The following is a 17,375-nucleotide window of genomic DNA, read 5'->3' as shown; positions in this document are numbered from 1 at the left end:
TGTCCGGCCTGTGAGCGCGGTCATTGACCGCTGGCCACGATGAGATCCGCGATGTCGATCGCCTAATCAGTTTTGCGCGCTTTAAAGGCGCAGTGAGTCAGACGGTCTGATCGACATCGAGGTATCGCCCCTCGGGTTCATCACGCTTTCGTACCTTGCCGCTTTATCCCGACGCAGAAACGCCGGGAATTCTGTTCCTACACCTCTGCCATCGCTGGCGCTTGGTATGTGCCGCCCTTGACCAAAATCGCCCATATCGTGCGGGCCATCTTGTTAGCCAAGGCCACGGCTGCCACTTTGTAGGGGCGTCGTCCCATTATTGAAACGACCCAGCCTGGTAGCTTTGAACCTCTGCGAGCCTGTTTCAGAATCGATGTAGCACCGGCAATCAGTAGAGTTCGTAACTGCTTATTGCCGCGCTTCGAGATCTTGCCAAGCCGCTCCTTCCCTCCGCTGGAGTTCGCTCTTGGCGTGATGCCGATCCAGGCGGCCAAATCCCGCCCTGTTCGAAAGGCTCCCGGATCCTGAACCGCGGCACGAACAGTCGCTGCAATAATAGGACCGACGCCGGGGATGGTTGTTAAACGACGTGCGGCATCATCAGCTTTCACTGCTGCGACAATCTTACTGTCGAGCACCTCAACCCTTTCTGTCAGCCTTTCGATCTGATCGGCCATCTCCAAAAGCGCAGCTCTGGCCGAGTTTGGTAGACGGCCGTCACGATCGTCGCGCAAAATGGCGACGAGCTTTGCAATACTGGTCATGCCGGCCGCGGCGACGATCCCGAGCTCGGCCATATGAGCACGCATCGCATTCGCCGTCTGGCTTCGCTGACGCACGAGTAACTCTCGGGTCTTCAAAACCATCCCGGCAGCCTGCTCCTCAGGTGATTTGATAGGCACGAAGCGCATTGTCGGGCGCGTGACCGCCTCGCAGATCGCCTCCGCATCCGCGGCGTCGGTCTTGTTACGTTTGACGTAGGGTTTCACGTACGCTGGCGGCATCAACCGCACCGTATGACCAAATTCGCCGATCGCGTTGGCCCAGTAGTGGGCACTCCCGCATGCTTCCATTCCGACAAGGCATGGTTCGATATGACGAAAGAACTCCAACACCTGTGATCGCCGCAAGGCACGTCGGACAGCGATATGTCCGTCTTCACTGATGGCGTGGACTTGAAAGACTGACTTGGCCAAATCCAGTCCGATTGTAGTAATCTTCTCCATGGAACGGTTCCTTCTGTCTTGTGGCGATTGGCGTCACCACGATAGGCATCTTGGATGCCGGTGCGAAGGGCCGTTCCACACCATCAGTTTTGATGCAGTTGTGATGATGCTGCCTTGCTGGTTTCCACAAAGGAATCAGCATGATGAGCACCAAGTTTCGCCCCTCTGATTTGGTTCCGGCAGGCTTCATCGCCGAACGCATCACCCACATTGACGATGAAACCTGCATTTTGCTTTCCCGAGCCGGCGCTACCGCGGCTTGTCCGGCATGCGGACGGATGTCGCGAACGGTTCGAAGTCGCTATTGCCGCCAGGTAGCGGACCTTCCCCTCTCTGGGAAACGCGTCAGGCTGCTCGTGCAGACACGAAGGTTCGCTTGTGATGCCGTGCTTTGCGGGAGGCAGATATTCGCTGAGCGGTTTGGCGATGTGCTACCGCCCCATGCCAGACGAACTGGGCGTCTTGAGCATGTCATCCACCATCTGGCGCTTGCGCTTGGAGGACGCCCGGCGGCGCGTTTTGCCCAGCGGCTGATGCTTCCCGTCAGCAACGACACCTTGCTGCGCGTCATCCGCAGGCAAGGATTACCAACGTCGACCCCGCCCTCGGTGATTGGCATCGACGACTGGGCGGCGCAATCATCGCTACGGCACGATCGTGTGTGACCTGGAGCGTCGGCGGCCGGTTCGTCTGTTGCCGGACCGTGAGCCTGCGACGGCGGAAGCTTGGCTGCGGCAGAACCCCCAAATCCAAATCATTGCCCGCGACCGCGGCGGTGCTTACGGGCTCGCGGCGGCAAAGGCGCTGCCGGATGCGTTGCAGGTCGCTGATCGATGGCATTTGATGGAGAATGCCAGCCGTGCGTTCCTGGACGCTGTCCGCAAATCGATGCGGCAAATCCGCAAGACACTCGGTGCAACACGCATCAATCCCAAGCTCCTGACCGCGGCCGAACGCCTTCAATACGAAGGCTATCTCCGGCGCGAACAGACGAACGCGTCCATCATTGCGCTGGCGAAGGACGGTGTCACGATCAAGGAGATTGTGCGCCGTACCAGTCTTAGTCGCGGCTTGGTCCGCCAGGTGCTCAGAGGGCAACGAAACGATGTCTTTCGGTCCAGAGAAAGCTCGTTGGAGCCTTATCTCGAATGGCTCGACGCGGAATGGGCGGCCGGCAAGCGGAACGGCACTGAGCTATGGCGGCGACTGAGAACACAGGGCTTTCGTGGTTCGCGTCGGGTCGTGAGTGAATGGGCCACACGACGGAAGCGGGCCGACAAGGCGGATGCGGACTCGTTGACCCGCATTCCCTCCGCCCGAACGATTGCCCGCCTTTTGACAACCAGCAGAGACAACCTGACGAAATCCGAGACCGTCGTCATCGCCGCTATCGAAAGTGGTGTTCCCTTGCTCGTTACGGCTCGCGATATCATCGCCGACTTCCATCACATGATCCGGTCCAAGGAGGAAAACCAGCTCGCGCCGTGGATCGACCGCGCTCGCAACAGTCTGCTTTCCTCCTTTGGCAATGGCGTGGCGAAAGACATGCAAGCAGTCCGGGCAGCGATCGTCTCACCATGGTCCAATGGACAAACCGAGGGGCAGATCACCAAGCTCAAGCTGGTAAAGCGCCAGATGTACGGACGCGGAAAGCTTGATCTTCTTCAAGCCCGCCTGATTGGCGCGACATGAGAGAAATTGCACCAAATCTGCGTCAGAGCCATATTTGGATGCCGATAAGGGGTGAATTTTGGACGCCGATTGACAGGCTAAACATCCCCACGGCGGTTTAACGAGCGTCAATGGTGTGTTGTCGGCTTATTCCGCACGTCTATCCGTCAACGTCCGAATGCCAGCCTTCCGCCGCGTCAATCCTTCTGGCTTCGAATGAGCCATCGCGCCATCGAGGCATATCTCCAGCCTCGCTTAGGCTTTGTGCCTCGATCAACGGCGAACCGCAGCCGGTTATTTCTGCGAAACATAAGGCACCGGCGGTGATGATTTGCCTGCAGTGGTTCGCTCGACAAGAATGCTCGTTCGCGGGGGGCAACTGCTTAGATCGAAAACTTGATTATCCAGTTCCTTATCCGCCTGCGTCAGGCGATGGTGCAGTCGATGATAATCCGTCCAGGTTGGCGTTCGAAATGTTTCCAACCAGCGTAACGGCTCCTGCACATCGCGGGTCAGCGTCCATTGCCGTGCGCCCACTCGGCTTTGGGCGTATCTTCGCTTCTGCATGATCTCGAGGAACCGGTCCACGTTCTCGTCAGCGATCACATATTCCGTCGTGACGAGGATGGGGCCGCTTCTTGGCTTCAGATCGAGCGCGACCTCAGGTGCGCTAAAGCTGCCTGAGGGTTCCAGTTCCGATTCAGAACGATTGCTGATCGGCAGTTTGAGCCCAAGTGCTGCGACCAAGAGGGTCGCAACACCGGACCAACCGAGCGCCATCGGCAGCGAGTGGTTTTGAACGATCGTGCCCCAAAACCAACTCCCAGCAGCGATGCCGCCATAGGTAAAGGCGCTGTAGATCGATATTGTGCGGCCAACGATCCAGCGCGGACTTGCCAGTTGCACATTGACGCCAAGCCCGGACCATGCCGTTACCCAGCCGGCGCCGCCAAAGGCAAGGCAAAACGTTGCAACGGCGAGCGAAGACGTGAATGAAAGGGATATCTCGCAGACAGCACAGCCAATACAGGCGAGCACCACCATCCATTCCTGCGTGAGCAGTCTGCGAAGTTTGGGATTGATCAGCCCGGCTAGAAGCGCGCCGGCGCCAAAACCGCCCATCATGATGCCGTAGCCGATCGGTCCGCCCTTCACGACATCGCGTGCAACAAGCGGCAGCAATGCCAAGGTGGAAGTGGCTGCGAACCCGAACAGCGTCCCGCGCACAATCGTTGACTTGATTTCCGAGGATATGGCCGTAAAGCGCAGACCGTCGTAGATCGCCGTCCTAAGTGCTTCGCGCGGCAGAGTCGAGCGTTGGACCTTCCAGTTGTTACGCCACAAAGCGGTGAGGGGAGCGATAAAGCTGAGCGTGGTGAGTGCAAATGTCACAAGCGGACCAAAAGCGGCAACGATTATTCCCCCAAGAGCGGGACCGACGCTGCGAACCGTATTGAACCCGACATTGAGGAGAGTGACGGCAGCCGGCAGATGGCGACGTTCCAAAATATCTCCGAGCGAGGCTCGCCACGCGGGATCGCTCAAAGCGATGCCGCAGCCGTCCAGAAAACTGAACGCGAGGATCAGCCAAGGATCAGTAATGCCAAACGCCATGATGATCGTCAGCATCGCTGCAGCAGCCATCATCAGGCTCCGGCCGACAATCATGACCATGCGGCGGCTGTAGTTATCGGCAATCGCTCCGACCAAGACGGCCAGAAAGAACGCTGGCAAGGTCGACGAAGCCTGAACGAGGGCAACCATCACGTCCGAGGTTGAAACCGTGGCCATCAGCCAGCCAAGCGCTACCGTCTGCATCAGCCAGCCGAGGCTCGAAAGCTGAGATCCGAGGAAGATTGATCGAAAGGTGCGATTCTCAAGGGGCGCAAACAGGCTGGTATGTTCGGTGGCTGTGCTGGTCATCTGCCGGTCATCTCATGCTCTATTCGTTCAGCTTCCGGGACTGCAATATGGCTTCGGTTCGTGTTCAATGCGCCGACAGGGAGCGTCCGGCTCAATCAGGATATGGAGAAGGGTGAACAGCCGACGGGCGGTCTCCAGATCGACATCGATCCTGGATCTGAGGCGTTCTCTGAGCAGCTCGGATGCTTCGTTGTGAATGGCCCGGCGTCCCATGTCGATGGCCTCGAGCCTGTGGGGCACCGAGCCGACCATTGCATCCGAGTAACTGTCGCAGACAAGGCTGTAATCCCTAAGAAGCCGGCGGAACGAGGTGAGCAACAAATGGTGACAAAGGACTGGCGCCCCGGTCTCGGTGGTGACGGTCATGACCAGCCGCCTGTCGGCCACTGCTAGGCACAGCCGATAGGGTCCACCGTCGTGACCAACGGGTGCAAAGCTATTGTTGTCCAGGAGGTCAAAAATCGCGACTGCCTGTTCGCGCTTATGGTCTTTGTCCGTCTGCCTTCCGAACGACCCGTCGAGAGAAACCGCACAAAGTCGAAAGCTGGACGAAGAGGTGGTCGCGGTCGTCATAGCAGGCTCCGCTTCGGTACATCGTTTGCCTTCGCCACTTCGCGAAACCGTCCGGCAATACAGTGAGATGTGGCTGCCGTCGAAACAGGTCCGACGACAGCCACGTTGCCTTGGGAGGCGGACGGGAAAGAACATTTGGTTGAGCTGCCTGAACGCACCGAGAAAAAGCGGCAGCCGCTGAAGAAGGATCAACGGCAGCCGAGTGGACCTGCGTGGCACGGAGTAGTGCCAATTGCAGGTCAGGAGCTGAAGCAGGCGAATTTGATTTGGCTTTGGTCGAAGTGATGTCCGCCAGACTGCCGGGGAAGGAAGCCCATTGCAAACACACCTGTTCATTCTTTGATGGGATCATGTCGTCATCATCTCAGAAGCCGCGAAACGACTTCGATGGGCCGGGTCCTGGCGGCCTCTGTCGTACGCTCGACCGAAAGCACCGTTTGCGGCGGACGCTCTCCATCATGCAGGGCCTGGAGCTGCTCGCCGAGGTCCTTGTCCGCGGCCGTAAGCCGATGGTTGAGGCGAAGAAAATCCATCCAGGTTGGCGTGCGGAATGTCTCCGTCCAAACTGACGGCGTTTGCAGGTTGCGCTGCAGCGTCCAGTTTCGGGCACCGGCCCGGCTTTGAACATGCCGTCTTGCGCGCATGCAACCCAGAAACGCCTCAATGTTCTCTTCGGATATGGAATACTCGATTTTGACGCCGATCGGACCACTTCTGGGCTTCAGATCGAGTGCCAAGTCGGGCGGATGGAAATCCGAACTCTCCTGGTCCGCTTCTTCCCATGGACGCACGGGGAACAGTAGTCCCGTTGCCGCGACCAGCAGCAGAGCTCCTGACGCGCCCTCCAGAGCCCAGGTCAAGGAGTAGTTCTGGGCGACGGTTCCCCAGACCCAGCTGCCAGCCGCCATGCCGCCGGCACTCAAGGCGTAATAGATCGAGAGCGTGCGGCCGACAACCCATCTTGGACTGGCCAGCTGCACCGCGACGTCGATGCCAGTCCACGTAATCAGCCATCCGGCACCCCCGAGTGCCAGCGCCAAAGCCGCCACGGCGACTGACGATGTCAGAGCAAGGGAAAGGCAGCATGCCGCACAGGCAACAGAGGCGACCGCCACCAGCTTGTTTTGAGACATGATCCGCCGGAGGAAGCTGTTGCACATGCCGGCGGCGAAAGCCCCGCCGCCAAAGCCGGCCAACAGAATACCGTAGACGATCGGCCCGCTTTGCAAACGGTCGCGGACGACGAGAGGCAGCAGTGCAAGGATAGAGATACTGGCCAAGCCGAACAGAGTCGCCCGGACGACCGCTGATCTGATCTCGAAGGACATTGCCGTGAAGCGCAGACCGTCGTGGATCGCCGTGGACATTCTTTCACGGGGGAGAGGCGAAGCGCGCACGTGCCATTTGGTGCGCCAGATGGCACCAAGCGGCGTCAGATCGCACAGCGCGGCTATGGCGAAAGCGGTGAGCGGTCCGAAGAAAGCCAGGATTACGCCGCCCAAGGCCGGACCAACGCTGCGCACGATGTTGTATCCGACAGACGTCAGCGTCACCGCGGCCGGAATGTCGCGCTTGTGCAGGATATCGCCAATGGAAGCGTGCCAGGCAGGATCATTCAAAGCGAACCCGCAGCCGGCGAGGAACCCCAGTCCGAGGATGAGCCAGGGACTGATAAATCCCAGTCCCACAGAAATCACCAGCGTCGTTGACGCCAGCGCCAACAGGCAGTGTCCTGCAAACATCACCCATCGGCGGCTAAAATTGTCGGCAATGGCGCCGGCGAGGATCGACAGGAAAAATACCGGCAATGTCGAGGCAGCCTGCACCAGGGCGACCATCAGGTCGGACGCCGAAATGGTCACCATCAGCCAACTGATGGCCACGGTTTGCACGAGCCATCCGAGACTGGATATTTGCGAGGCCGTCCAGATCGCGCGAAATGCGGGATTCCGGAGAGGAGCCAAGGTGGTCGAAACACCGGATTGGGGATCGGCATGCTGCATTTCGTCGTGTCTCTTTCAGACTCCTAAAATGTCCCTGGGACGCAACAGAGTACCCGTCACCGCAGGGCGGATTTCGCCGTTTTGAGCGTGTCGCTGCAGGAACGCTGCGTTAAAGGCTCGAAAAGGCACGATAGCAGCCACGGCTCTTTCCTGGCCCATCGCGGCGCTGATCATCCGGCCTTGATAGCGATATTGATCAGGAGCGCTAGCGCCTCGCTACCGTCTCTGATCAGTCGACGCGAGCGTGAAGCGTCGCTCCATTGAATTAACGCCAAAGGGTTGAGCTTTCGAGCAGCCTAAACTTCGGCGCCTACCGTGGGAGCTGTGCTAGCTTATTCGTGAGGCAAAGTGCGGCTAATGTTACGGTTTAAAGGAAATCGATTTTCGGCGGCGCTATTTGCACGCAGCCAATTGCAAAACGTTGCCACTTCCTTACGGGGCTTTGTGTCATTTAGTCGAACGAAATAGTATTGAAACCCCGTTTGGATAGGGGCCTGATCTGAGAATAGCCTAACCAACCGACCGGCCTCTATGTCAATTGCAGCAATTTTGCTGCTAACCAAGGCGATACCGAATCCAGAGATAGCGGCATCTAATGCCATCATCTCGCTTGGAAACCTATGACCTTGAAAAGCATCAGGGTGCGAGATATTCGCCGCTTTTAACCACATTTGCCAATTGGGAGCAGCTGATGCCAGCGCGGGCCAATCCACATGCAACAAACGATGATGCTTCAGATCAGCCAGCTTAAGCGCTCGTCCGTTCGTTTGAAAAAGTTTCGCGCTAGAAACCGGGAAATAAACGTCTTGGAAAAGCTTTTCAACCTGCAGGTCAGAATATTTGCCAGTGCCGTAACGGATCCCTACATCGGCCGAGCCTTTTTTTAAATCCACTAAATCATCGCGCGCGTCTATTCTCACTTCGACTTCCGGGTGCGCCTGCCTAAAATCCTCCAGTCGAGGAACTAGCCATTTCATGCTGAACGAAGGCGGTGCCGTAACCACAATATAATCTTTGGGCCGTGCGTTCTGCATTGCATCACACGCGCCAGAAATGTTGTTCATTCCTGCCGCCAATAACGGCACTGCAAGTTCTCCAACTCTCGTCAACGCAAGCGCTCGCGGGTTACGATCGAACAACCTTATCTCAAAATAATCTTCGAGTTGGCGCACCTGCTGGCTGATTGCCGCAGGTGTCACGTTGAGTTCTTCGGCTGCCTTTTTGAAGCTCATATGCCGCGAAACAGTTTCAAAGGCGCGAAGCCAGTTTAAGGGGGGAATGCCGCGCGGAGCTTTCGATACGTTAGGCACGCTTAGCCTCGCTTTAGTTAATATCGTTTGTGAATCGCTCTACTCCAAATAGCATTCAGGAGCCAACGAATTTATGAACGAAGTATGCTACGTCGAGCCCGGATCAATCCTCAATGTCCTGCATTCACCCAACACATCCACCTGTCGATAACAATGTCTCCACTTGTGGAGGGCAACTGGGCATATTGATAGCGGGGATTACCAGCATTGTCTCGGCCGGCTCCTATACAACTCTTGCAGGGCTGCTAACGACCAATTTCGTAAAGCAGCTAGGGTGGAGCGTATCATCCATTTCGCCGGGAATTGCGCTCAATATGATCCTGTATGGGTTAACGGCTCCATTTGCGATCTACGCGATGCGTCGCTTCGGTATTGCTAAGGTGGCAAACATCGCGCTCCTTATGCTTGTCACTGGAAGCGGTATGGCTCTAGTCCCAAATCCGCTTATGTTTAATTTTGCATGGGGCATCATCATTGGCATTGGGACGGGATGCCTGACGATGGCATATGGTAGCCTCATCGTCAGCATCTGGTTTCCACGCCAGCAAGGAGCAATTTCAGGTTGCCTAGTTGCCTCAAGCGTATTTGGGCAGTTTGCTCTCCTTCCGTTTTGGTCCGAGGTCATGAGCATTTTTGGCTGGCGTGCACCGCTCATCGGCTCGGCTGGCATTGCGGCACTGGCAATTCTTGCAAATGTATTTCTTCTTCGTGGCCATGCTGAAGCCCCCAACGCCCGATATTGTGGCCCAATCGGCCCGGCTCTGTTCAGCGGATTGTCGGGCGCCGCAAAGACCTGGATTTTTTGGGTTCTCGCTGCTCTGTTTATGATTTGCGGCGCCACGACCAACGGCATCATGTGGAGCCACTTTACTCTTGCCGCCAGTATCTGCGGGTTGACTGTTACAGCAGCCTCTTCGGTCTTACTCCTCGTAGGCGTTTTCAACGTATTGGGAACGACAATATCTGGATGGCTCACTGACCGAGTTAGTGTTCAAATTATCCTGGCAGTAGCGTTTGCTGTCAGGGCACTCACGCTCCTTTCTCTGCCGTTCGTCCTTACGGGAGACTTTGGTGCGGAGATTATAACCTTCGCCATTGTTTTTGGCATCATGGATGTTGCCACCGTTCCCCCGGTTATTGCCATTTGCAACCGCGTTTACAATGACGACGGTCCAGCAGTTTTCGGATGGGTGAACGCGTTCCATCAGATTGGCGCTGGCGCCATGGCCTATTACGGGAGCATCCTATGGCTCGAGCACGGCAGCTACAACCCTCTCTGGTACGCCTCTGGTGTTCTCTGCCTGATAGCTACCGGTATCGTCTTCGCAAGTAAGTACAAAGCGCGGAACGTGATCGCGACCAGCTGATCGTATCATCCTATCGTACTCTCACTCTGGGAATTAAAGCCATGAACGATGTTCGTTTCGAAAGTCCCAAGCTCGCGCATGCCAAAGAAATTGCCAGCCTCGTTCAAGGCACTACTCATCTGGATAAGAATAGCAACTACACGTATGCTCTCTGGTGCACACACTTCTCTTGACAATCTGCAGTGGCTCTCCGCGATGATGAAGTGATTGCGTTTCTCACGGCGTTTCGCTCCCCGGAGAGGCCGGATTCATACTTCTTATGGCAGACAGCCACAAAACCTCGCCATGGAATTGCGGCGCTGGGCCTCGAATTGCTTGAATTTGCGGTCAAACGAGAGGTCTCACATGGTGCACGTTTTGTAGAGGCCTCTGTCGATAAAGACAACAAGCCGATCCGATTGGTGATGAAGACCCTTTGCAAGCGATTGGGCGGCCATCTCACTGAAGAACTCCTCTATTCCTCCGAATTTCTCTCGAGCAAGGACGCAGAACATCACGATGAGACGCTTTCCTGCCGTTCCCGCCCTGATCGACGCCCTTGCAATTTTAGGACGTCGTAAACCTAGGCAACTTCCTGACCTTCGGCTAATCACGAACACAGGTGCCGCACCCTCGCCGGCATCTATCAGAACGCTTCGCGAAGCGCTTCCTTCCGTCGGGTTTCAGCTGATGTATGGACTGACCGAATGTAAGCGCGTCAGCATCTGCCCGGTTGACAACTCAGAACCCGACTTGAGCCGTATAAGGTTCCAGAGAGGGTTTGGCCAATTTCCGAAATACCCAGAACTGCAAACAACAAGTTTGACAGGAGGGCGCTCATGCGCCTGCTGGAAGAAGGTGTGGCGCAGGTGCCCCAAAACACTAGCGTGGAGATACCCTATGCTTAAGAAAGTTCTTTCTAAAGACGAAGCCCGTGACGCCCTCCGAAAAGCATTACACGCGGTCCTTGAGGAAGAAATTCCGCCGCTTACCGACAACATCGTTTTATTTGAGAAATTCCAGCTGGACTCCATGAGCATGCTTGAGACGCTCATCGAACTGGAGGAGATGCTTGGATTCAGCGTGGATCCTGAAGAACTTGATGTCAAAGATTTCGAGACTGTCGGTGGTTACACGGACTTTCTCGTAATGACTGCAGCCGCGGCTTAGCCAATCGTCGCAATATCGGAAAAACCAACACAGGAGATAGACCCCGATGATTATTCGCTCGCTCGATGGAATCACCGATACCGAACGGGACGTTGCGGGTGCGCTCGGCACCTGGCGGAGCAAACGTTTGATCCTCGCCGACGATAGGGCGGGATTTTCCCTGCACGAGACGACGGTGTATCCAGGGACAGTAACGGATCTCTGGTACAAGCATCATGTTGAGGCTGTATTGTGTGTTGAGTGTCTGTTCAAGAATGGCGGCCGGGCGCGGGGTTGAGTGAAGGGCGGCAATCAGATTCTTTGTATTTTGCGACAAATACGGAGACATCGAATGGCCTGGACACCCTTCACCCGGCGTCATCATGACAGAAGCCGCATGCGCTACGCAAGCGATCTGACTGACCGTGAGTGGAGCTTGATCGACCCCTTCATGCCAAGGCAGCCCCGACTTGGCCGCAGACGCAAGACGTCCCTTCGGGCGGTGATGGACGCGATTTTTTATCTGCTGCAGTCGGGCTGCCAATGGGCATTGCTACCGCATGATTTTCCACCGAAGAGTACGGTCTATCATTATTTCAAGCGGTTCTGCCGGGACGGGACGTGGCGTCGTATTCATGACGCGCTCTATTGCCGAACGCGGCAGCTTGAGGGGCGCGAAGAGCAGCCATCATTTGCCATCATCGATAGTCAGTCGGTGAAGACAGGCCCGGACGCCCGTTCTGATATCGGCTATGACGCGGGCAAAAAGATCAAGGGTCGCAAGCGGCACATTCTGGTCGATACCCTGGGCATGCTTCTGAAAGCAGAGGTCCACTCGGCGAGCATTCAGGATCGCGACGGAGCGGCACTTGTCTTCGACAAGCTGGCCAACCGCTTTCCATTCATCGAAAAAATCTGCGGCGATGGCGGCTATCAGGGCCCAACGGTCGAAGAGACAAGCCCGCGACCGATGGAGATTATCAAACGCAATCAAGCCGGTTTCCAGGTGCTGCCGAAGCGATGGATCGTCGAACGAACGCTGGCTTGGCTCGGCATAAACCGCCGAATGGCAAAGGATTTCGAGCGCTTCTCAGCCACAAGCCTCGCCTTCATCCAAACCGCAATGATCAAGCTCATGACCAGAAGGCTCGCTCGATATCCCCTTTCTTGAATAGACTCTGAGGGTGAATGCGAGCTTACCAATCGGGAAACCGGCGAAGTTCACACCATCCGCGTTGGTGATATGTATCTGCTTGACCAACATGATCGCCACACCTTGCGACCGAAAACCAAGTTTCGCGCGATATGTGTGTTTAATCCTCCCCTTACCGGCCGAGAAGACCACGATGCCGACGGTGCTTATGCGCCGGACCAAGAAGCAGCGAAGTGAGACCTGCCGAAGGTAACCACTTCATCTTCGAAAGCCTTGGTAATACTGTCGGCAACCGCGCCACCAGATGATGCAGGCGTCGCCGACCGGCGAGGGCGATCTGCGGTTAGCATTGAGACATTGCTAAAATCTGCAAAGTGAAGGCGCTGAGGCATGTCGCACTTGGAAATAGAATGCACCCCCCCCACAATAACTGTCAAAGCTGGTTAGATGCGCGACGCTGTCAGCCAGTTAGAAACGCGACACTTGCGCTTCGGATTAGCCACCGATCCGAGCGGCTGGGCCGGGCTGCAAGGGAGGAGCGGGGGCGGCTGAGGAACACCTCTCGGCTTTAGCTTTGAGACGCCTCACTCTGCAGCGTCGAGCCGCAACAGTGCCTTCTCACGCCGCGCAATCACCACCGGATCGTTCATGAAATCCGTCTTTCGACCCGGCTTGCGGCCCCGCGGTTTGTAGCCATTCTTCTCGCTGTTGGTCTTCACATCCGGCTTCGTCTGCTGCTCCTGGCGCTCCTTGATGTAAGCCAGGACATCGCCGAGCCGCTTGTTCTCGGTGATCGCCGCATGCGTCACCCGCTGGTCCTTGTCGAACGTCCTGTAGGGCAGGGAATACCCCTTCCACCGCACATCCAATCGACCATCCGCATAGGCATAGGTCTCGACATAGCGACCCGCCAATCCGCGCGTCACCTCGGTCTCCTCCAGCATGATCCGCTTGCGCTCGAACGAAACCGTCAACTGCGATCCGACATAACGCTGCTCGCGTTTGCACAGAATCTCGCCCAGCCGTTCCGGCGCCAGATTCATCGGCCGGTGCAAGTCATCGGACCGGGCAGGGACAATCGCAAACCGGGCATTGTAGTCGTCCATGAAGCCAGGCAAAAACGCGTTGCCCGTCTCCATGTCGCAGATCTGAGCCAGTCGTAATTCCTTGACCAGCCGATCCTGCAGCGTCCGGTTCATCCGCTCCACACGACCCTTGGCCTGACTCGAATTTGCGCAAAGAATCTCGATACTTAGTTCCGCTAGTGCACGGCCGAACTGGGTCATGCCCTGGCCACCCTTGGCGTCCTTCTTCGCCACCCGGAACACCGTATGCTTGTCGGAATAAAAGGCGATCGGAGCGCCATGCTCCTTCAAGTAAAGTTCGAGTGCGTCGAAATAGGTGAACGTGCTCTCCGATCGTACAAAGCGCAACTGCATCAATCTGCCCGTCGCATCATCGACAAACACCAAGAGCGAGCACGGCGGTCCGCGATCTTCAAACCAGCGATGTTCGGATCCGTCGATCTGCACCAGCTCGCCATAGGCTTCGCGCCGTAGCCGCGGCTGATGAAACGTCCGGCGCTGCTTGCGCGACAGCCAAAGTCCGGCCTCCGTCATCCAGCTGCGCAACGTCTCGCGCGACACCCGCAATCCATCGCGCTCGGCAAGCTTCTCGGCCGCTAGCGTCGGCCCGAAGTCCGCATAGCGTTCGCGAACCAGCGTCACCGCATAATCCCGAACACCGTCGCTGATCCGGTTGTTCGACGGCCGGCCGATCGCCTTGTGCCGGATCGACGCCGCACCACCAGTGCGGATCCGCTCCAGCAGCCGACGCACCTGGCGCTCGCTCAGATCAAGCACATGCGCCGCCGACACCAACGTCATGCGGCCGGCGACGACTTTCGACAAAATCTCGATCCGCTGCAGATCGCGCTCGCTCATCGCTATCAATCCCATCCGCAATCTCCCAGACGTCGTTCAGACGCGGGGAGTGTGACATTCCAACTTTGCAGAAACAGGACACTTTAACTTTGCGGTGGAGAATCTACACCAAGTGCAACATGGGCGTTTGAAGGGTAGGGGATCAGCCGCATTCACGCAAATGCGCCATGAAGACCTCGGCCGGTGTTTTGTAGCCCAAGCACTTTCTTGGCAGCGAATTCAGGTGATGGGCGAGGTCGACAAGTTGCTTCTGAGCGACGTTGGACAGATCCGTATCGCCAGGCATGAAGCGTCGAATGCGCTTGTTGGTGTTCTCGACAGCGCCTTTCTGCCAAGGCGAATTGGGATCGCAGAACCAGCTCCTGGCGCCGATCCCATCTTCCAAAGCCCTGAAAGCGGAGAACTCCGTGCCGCGATCAAAGGTGAAGCTTCGGCGTGCAAAAGACGGCAATGGTGAGAAGGCATGGATGATCTTGTCCATGATCGGTCGCGAGTGACGGCTGCGGTTCTTGATCATCACCGTATAGCGGCTCTTGCGCTCGACGAGAGAGGTGACGTTGGTCTCTCCGAGTTCACGCCGGAAGATCAGGAGATCGCCCTCCCAATGCCCGAACTGTGATCGATCATCAATAAAATCAGGTCGTTGGGAGATTCTGTAGTCGAGCGGGATTAAGCCGTCGCGCGGTTTGCGTGCGCCGCGGCGCCGACGCCTGCGCCGTCGTTCCGGCGGGTGCTGATACAGCCCGAGCGGATAATCTTCCTTGCAATAGATGAAACGATAAATCGTTTCCGGGCAAATGCGCACAGGACTGACGCCATCGGCGAGAAGCCGGCCAGCGATCTGCTCAGGTGACCAATGCGCCTTCAGCCGGTCGATGACGAGATCGCGCAGATGCGGATGGCGTCTGAGTTTGCGCAGCCGTCGTCGGCGCTCCTTGCTCATGTCGTTGGCGATACCGCTGTAATAGCCGCTGTATTCCGGAAATTCGTGATCCTGGAACGTATTGCGTTTAAGCTCGCGATAGATCGTCGAACGATGACGACCGAGTTGGCGGGCAATCTCCGAGACGGAAACCTTGCGTTCTCTAAGATGAAAAAGACGCTTGCGATCAGGCAGGGTGAGCTGCGAATAGCAAAGGGACATGCATATATCTCCAAGGCGAAGCCATTGTTTTTATAAGCATGTCGCACTTGGAAATAGAATGTACCCCCTTACAATAACATATCGCATAACATACCTTATGGAACTGCCTGGTAGATGGCCGAATTGGCGCGATGCTCTTGCAACAGCAATTTCACCCTCGGCGCAGCTCAGCCAGCACGCCTTTATCTGGAACCCTCCTCACAGTTTGAATTTGTTCCACTACTTCGCATCATTCTGGTTGGGCACAGGCAAAGCGGGTCGCACGACGCCAACCCCGTTTTCGATGGCTATCTTTGTTCCAAACGGCTCTGACAGTCTCTGCAAGCGCTCGAGAATCAGCCTCGCCTTTAAAAGATCGGCGGGGCTTGGAACGCCTCGATTGGCAAACCTCTTGGAGTGGCCCAAATCAATCGGAAATAGGCGGATTTCTGCAAGCCGATTTTCGTTATACAAGCTCTTGGCTATCACGCTTTCGTAGAAAATCGGATCGTCGAAACCTGGGTCAGTTGAATAGCCTCTCGACATCTCGCTGAGGGTGACTTCGCCATCGGTATGCTCTCGTGGGTCTCGTCCATATTCAGCATACATGTCTGCGCCTACTGGGGTGCGAAGGTCGTCCATAATAAAGTTACCGATGCTGTAGAAAATCGGGCGGCCTTTGTAGATTTCGATGCCGCGAAGCTGGTGTGGTCCGTGCACGATATACGCGTCCGCTCCGGCATCGATCATATTGCGCGCGAAGGCTTGCTCATAATCGGGGGTCTGCTGAGACCAATTTCCCGGCTCGTGCCCATGATTGGTGACGATACAAAAATCTGAGAACTGCTTGCCCTGGCGTACATCGCGGAGAATTCGGGCGACATCGACCGGGTCCGGAAGATAGCTGTAGCCTACCTTGTTGCCCATCTTGAACCTGGCGCCTGCAATCGTGACGCAATGATCGTCAAGTTCGGGATTGTAATACGGCAAAGCATTCCGTACTTGCCTCAAATTTTCTATCATCGGCTGGCAGACGATGATCTCCTCACGCAGTCGGAGTGCGTTAAGACCTGGCCTACCCGGCGCCTGACCGGCCGGATCGCAAGCACGCGACATCGGTGTAAACGTGGATGCAAACGATACTAGAGAGACTCTCCCACGGGGCGTTTCCAAAAAGCGGGCAGCGCTGGCCTGAGAGAGGTTTTCCCCAACACCGGCGTAGACGATCCCAGTTTCGTCGAGAGCCCGGCAAGTCTCGCGCATTCCCTCGGCACCCCATTCGAATGTGTGATTGTTGGCGTAGCTTACCAGATTGAAACCCATCGCCTTTAAGTCGGGACCGAGTTCCGGAAGGCTAACATGATAGGCACCGCCGTGTTCCCCCTGCGGGCTCCCCTTAAACGAGCGGACATCAAAGATATTGGTTTCCATATTGCCGAAAGTAACGTCCGCTCCCCGCAGGGTCTCGACTACGTTACGAAAGCCGGCATGATTTCCCTTGGTCAGAGCTCGTGTTACGATTAGGTCGCCGACGGCTACCAGAGTAAATCCGTCTGCAACATTGGTGTCGAGCGAACCGATAATGTCGTATGAACCCACTTGCTCGGCGAACTCACTTTCGATTTCCCGCTCGGGGCTCTCATTAGCCATAATTCATGACTCCCATATTAGCTTCTGAGGTCTATTGGCCCAGCCAGCTCTGTTTTTGGATGACGGGATCTGCCGCCGGCAGGCCAGACTCTCTCGCTGCCGCAACCGGCAGGCACGGAAATGGGCGCCCAATGGATATCGCGCTGCAATCTTTGAGAGCAGCGATTACCCTTAAACCGGAGCGCGGACGTGACACGCGACAGCGCGGCCATCGGGCATTGACACCAGCGGGGGCACGTCAATGCGACAGCGGTCTTGTACGAGCGGGCAGCGCGGGTGGAATGCACACCCGCTCGGTGGGTTGA

At 56.6% G+C, this 17,375-nt stretch carries 15 protein-coding genes and 1 pseudogene; 7 read left to right on the top strand and 9 right to left on the bottom strand.

All coding sequences use genetic code 11. The features are described from left to right. Window positions 1-197: 197 nt before the first annotated feature. Window positions 198-1,226, bottom strand: coding sequence for an IS110 family transposase (locus tag HJC00_RS30845; RefSeq protein ID WP_207603950.1), 1,029 nt, complete (start codon window positions 1,224-1,226; stop codon window positions 198-200). A 143-nt stretch (window positions 1,227-1,369) separates the two neighbouring features. Between HJC00_RS30845 and HJC00_RS30840 the strand changes: the two are divergent. Continuing rightward, window positions 1,370-2,918 (top strand): annotated as a pseudogene (locus HJC00_RS30840) (ISL3 family transposase). A gap of 273 nt (window positions 2,919-3,191) precedes the next feature. Here HJC00_RS30840 and HJC00_RS30835 read toward each other — a convergent pair. The 4 genes from HJC00_RS30835 to gcvA form a co-directional block, all read right to left on the bottom strand. Continuing rightward, window positions 3,192-4,820 carry an MFS transporter gene (locus HJC00_RS30835; protein WP_221165106.1) on the bottom strand — a complete coding sequence of 543 codons (1,629 nt, stop codon included), beginning with the start codon at window positions 4,818-4,820 and terminating at the stop codon, window positions 3,192-3,194. 27 nt (window positions 4,821-4,847) lie between these two features. Beyond that, the gene (locus HJC00_RS30830; protein ID WP_207603948.1) at window positions 4,848-5,393 is read right to left on the bottom strand and encodes a UPF0262 family protein; all 546 of its coding nucleotides are present in this window, start codon (window positions 5,391-5,393) and stop codon (window positions 4,848-4,850) included. A 359-nt stretch (window positions 5,394-5,752) separates the two neighbouring features. After that, on the bottom strand, window positions 5,753-7,396 hold the full coding sequence (locus tag HJC00_RS30825) for an MFS transporter (protein WP_207603947.1): 1,644 nt from the start codon (window positions 7,394-7,396) through the stop codon (window positions 5,753-5,755). A 332-nt stretch (window positions 7,397-7,728) separates the two neighbouring features. Then, window positions 7,729-8,706 carry a transcriptional regulator GcvA gene (gene gcvA / locus HJC00_RS30820; RefSeq protein WP_207603946.1) on the bottom strand — a complete coding sequence of 326 codons (978 nt, stop codon included), beginning with the start codon at window positions 8,704-8,706 and terminating at the stop codon, window positions 7,729-7,731. A gap of 113 nt (window positions 8,707-8,819) precedes the next feature. Here gcvA and HJC00_RS30815 point away from each other — a divergent pair, with 113 nt between their 5' ends. The 6 genes from HJC00_RS30815 (at window position 8,820) to HJC00_RS30795 (ending at window position 12,591) form a co-directional block, all read left to right on the top strand. Then, window positions 8,820-10,073: an MFS transporter gene (locus HJC00_RS30815; protein ID WP_207603945.1), complete on the top strand. Its 1,254-nt coding sequence runs from the start codon at window positions 8,820-8,822 to the stop codon at window positions 10,071-10,073. Between the two features lie 182 nt (window positions 10,074-10,255). Continuing rightward, the gene (locus HJC00_RS33235) at window positions 10,256-10,633 is read left to right on the top strand and encodes a GNAT family N-acetyltransferase (RefSeq protein WP_405048804.1); all 378 of its coding nucleotides are present in this window, start codon (window positions 10,256-10,258) and stop codon (window positions 10,631-10,633) included. A gap of 319 nt (window positions 10,634-10,952) precedes the next feature. Further along, window positions 10,953-11,222 carry a phosphopantetheine-binding protein gene (locus HJC00_RS30810; protein ID WP_207603943.1) on the top strand — a complete coding sequence of 90 codons (270 nt, stop codon included), beginning with the start codon at window positions 10,953-10,955 and terminating at the stop codon, window positions 11,220-11,222. A 46-nt stretch (window positions 11,223-11,268) separates the two neighbouring features. Beyond that, window positions 11,269-11,499 (top strand): ectoine synthase, encoded by a 231-nt coding sequence (locus HJC00_RS30805; protein ID WP_207603942.1) that lies wholly within the window; start codon window positions 11,269-11,271, stop codon window positions 11,497-11,499. Between the two features lie 54 nt (window positions 11,500-11,553). Further along, window positions 11,554-12,372: an IS5 family transposase gene (locus HJC00_RS30800; protein WP_207603941.1), complete on the top strand. Its 819-nt coding sequence runs from the start codon at window positions 11,554-11,556 to the stop codon at window positions 12,370-12,372. Continuing rightward, window positions 12,373-12,591: an ectoine synthase gene (locus HJC00_RS30795; protein WP_207603973.1), complete on the top strand. Its 219-nt coding sequence runs from the start codon at window positions 12,373-12,375 to the stop codon at window positions 12,589-12,591. It abuts the gene before it with no gap. Between the two features lie 347 nt (window positions 12,592-12,938). Here the strand turns inward: HJC00_RS30795 and HJC00_RS30790 are convergent, their stop codons facing one another. The 4 genes from HJC00_RS30790 to HJC00_RS30775 form a co-directional block, all read right to left on the bottom strand. Beyond that, the gene (locus HJC00_RS30790) at window positions 12,939-14,312 is read right to left on the bottom strand and encodes an ISNCY family transposase (protein ID WP_207603940.1); all 1,374 of its coding nucleotides are present in this window, start codon (window positions 14,310-14,312) and stop codon (window positions 12,939-12,941) included. 127 nt (window positions 14,313-14,439) lie between these two features. Then, window positions 14,440-15,441: an IS30 family transposase gene (locus HJC00_RS30785; RefSeq protein WP_207603939.1), complete on the bottom strand. Its 1,002-nt coding sequence runs from the start codon at window positions 15,439-15,441 to the stop codon at window positions 14,440-14,442. A gap of 219 nt (window positions 15,442-15,660) precedes the next feature. Beyond that, window positions 15,661-17,070, bottom strand: a complete 1,410-nt coding sequence (locus tag HJC00_RS30780) for a CapA family protein (RefSeq protein ID WP_221165105.1) — start codon at window positions 17,068-17,070, stop codon at window positions 15,661-15,663. Window positions 17,071-17,241: 171 nt separating this feature from the next. Further along, window positions 17,242-17,375, bottom strand: a 134-nt coding sequence (locus tag HJC00_RS30775; protein ID WP_405048805.1) for an oligopeptide/dipeptide ABC transporter ATP-binding protein, incomplete at its 5' end; no start/stop codon positions are given.

The organism is Rhizobium sp. NLR22b (genome assembly GCF_019685295.1).
In the GTDB taxonomy this organism is placed as follows: Bacteria; Pseudomonadota; Alphaproteobacteria; order Rhizobiales; family Rhizobiaceae; genus Rhizobium.
This window is presented reverse-complemented; position numbering and strand designations above follow the sequence as displayed.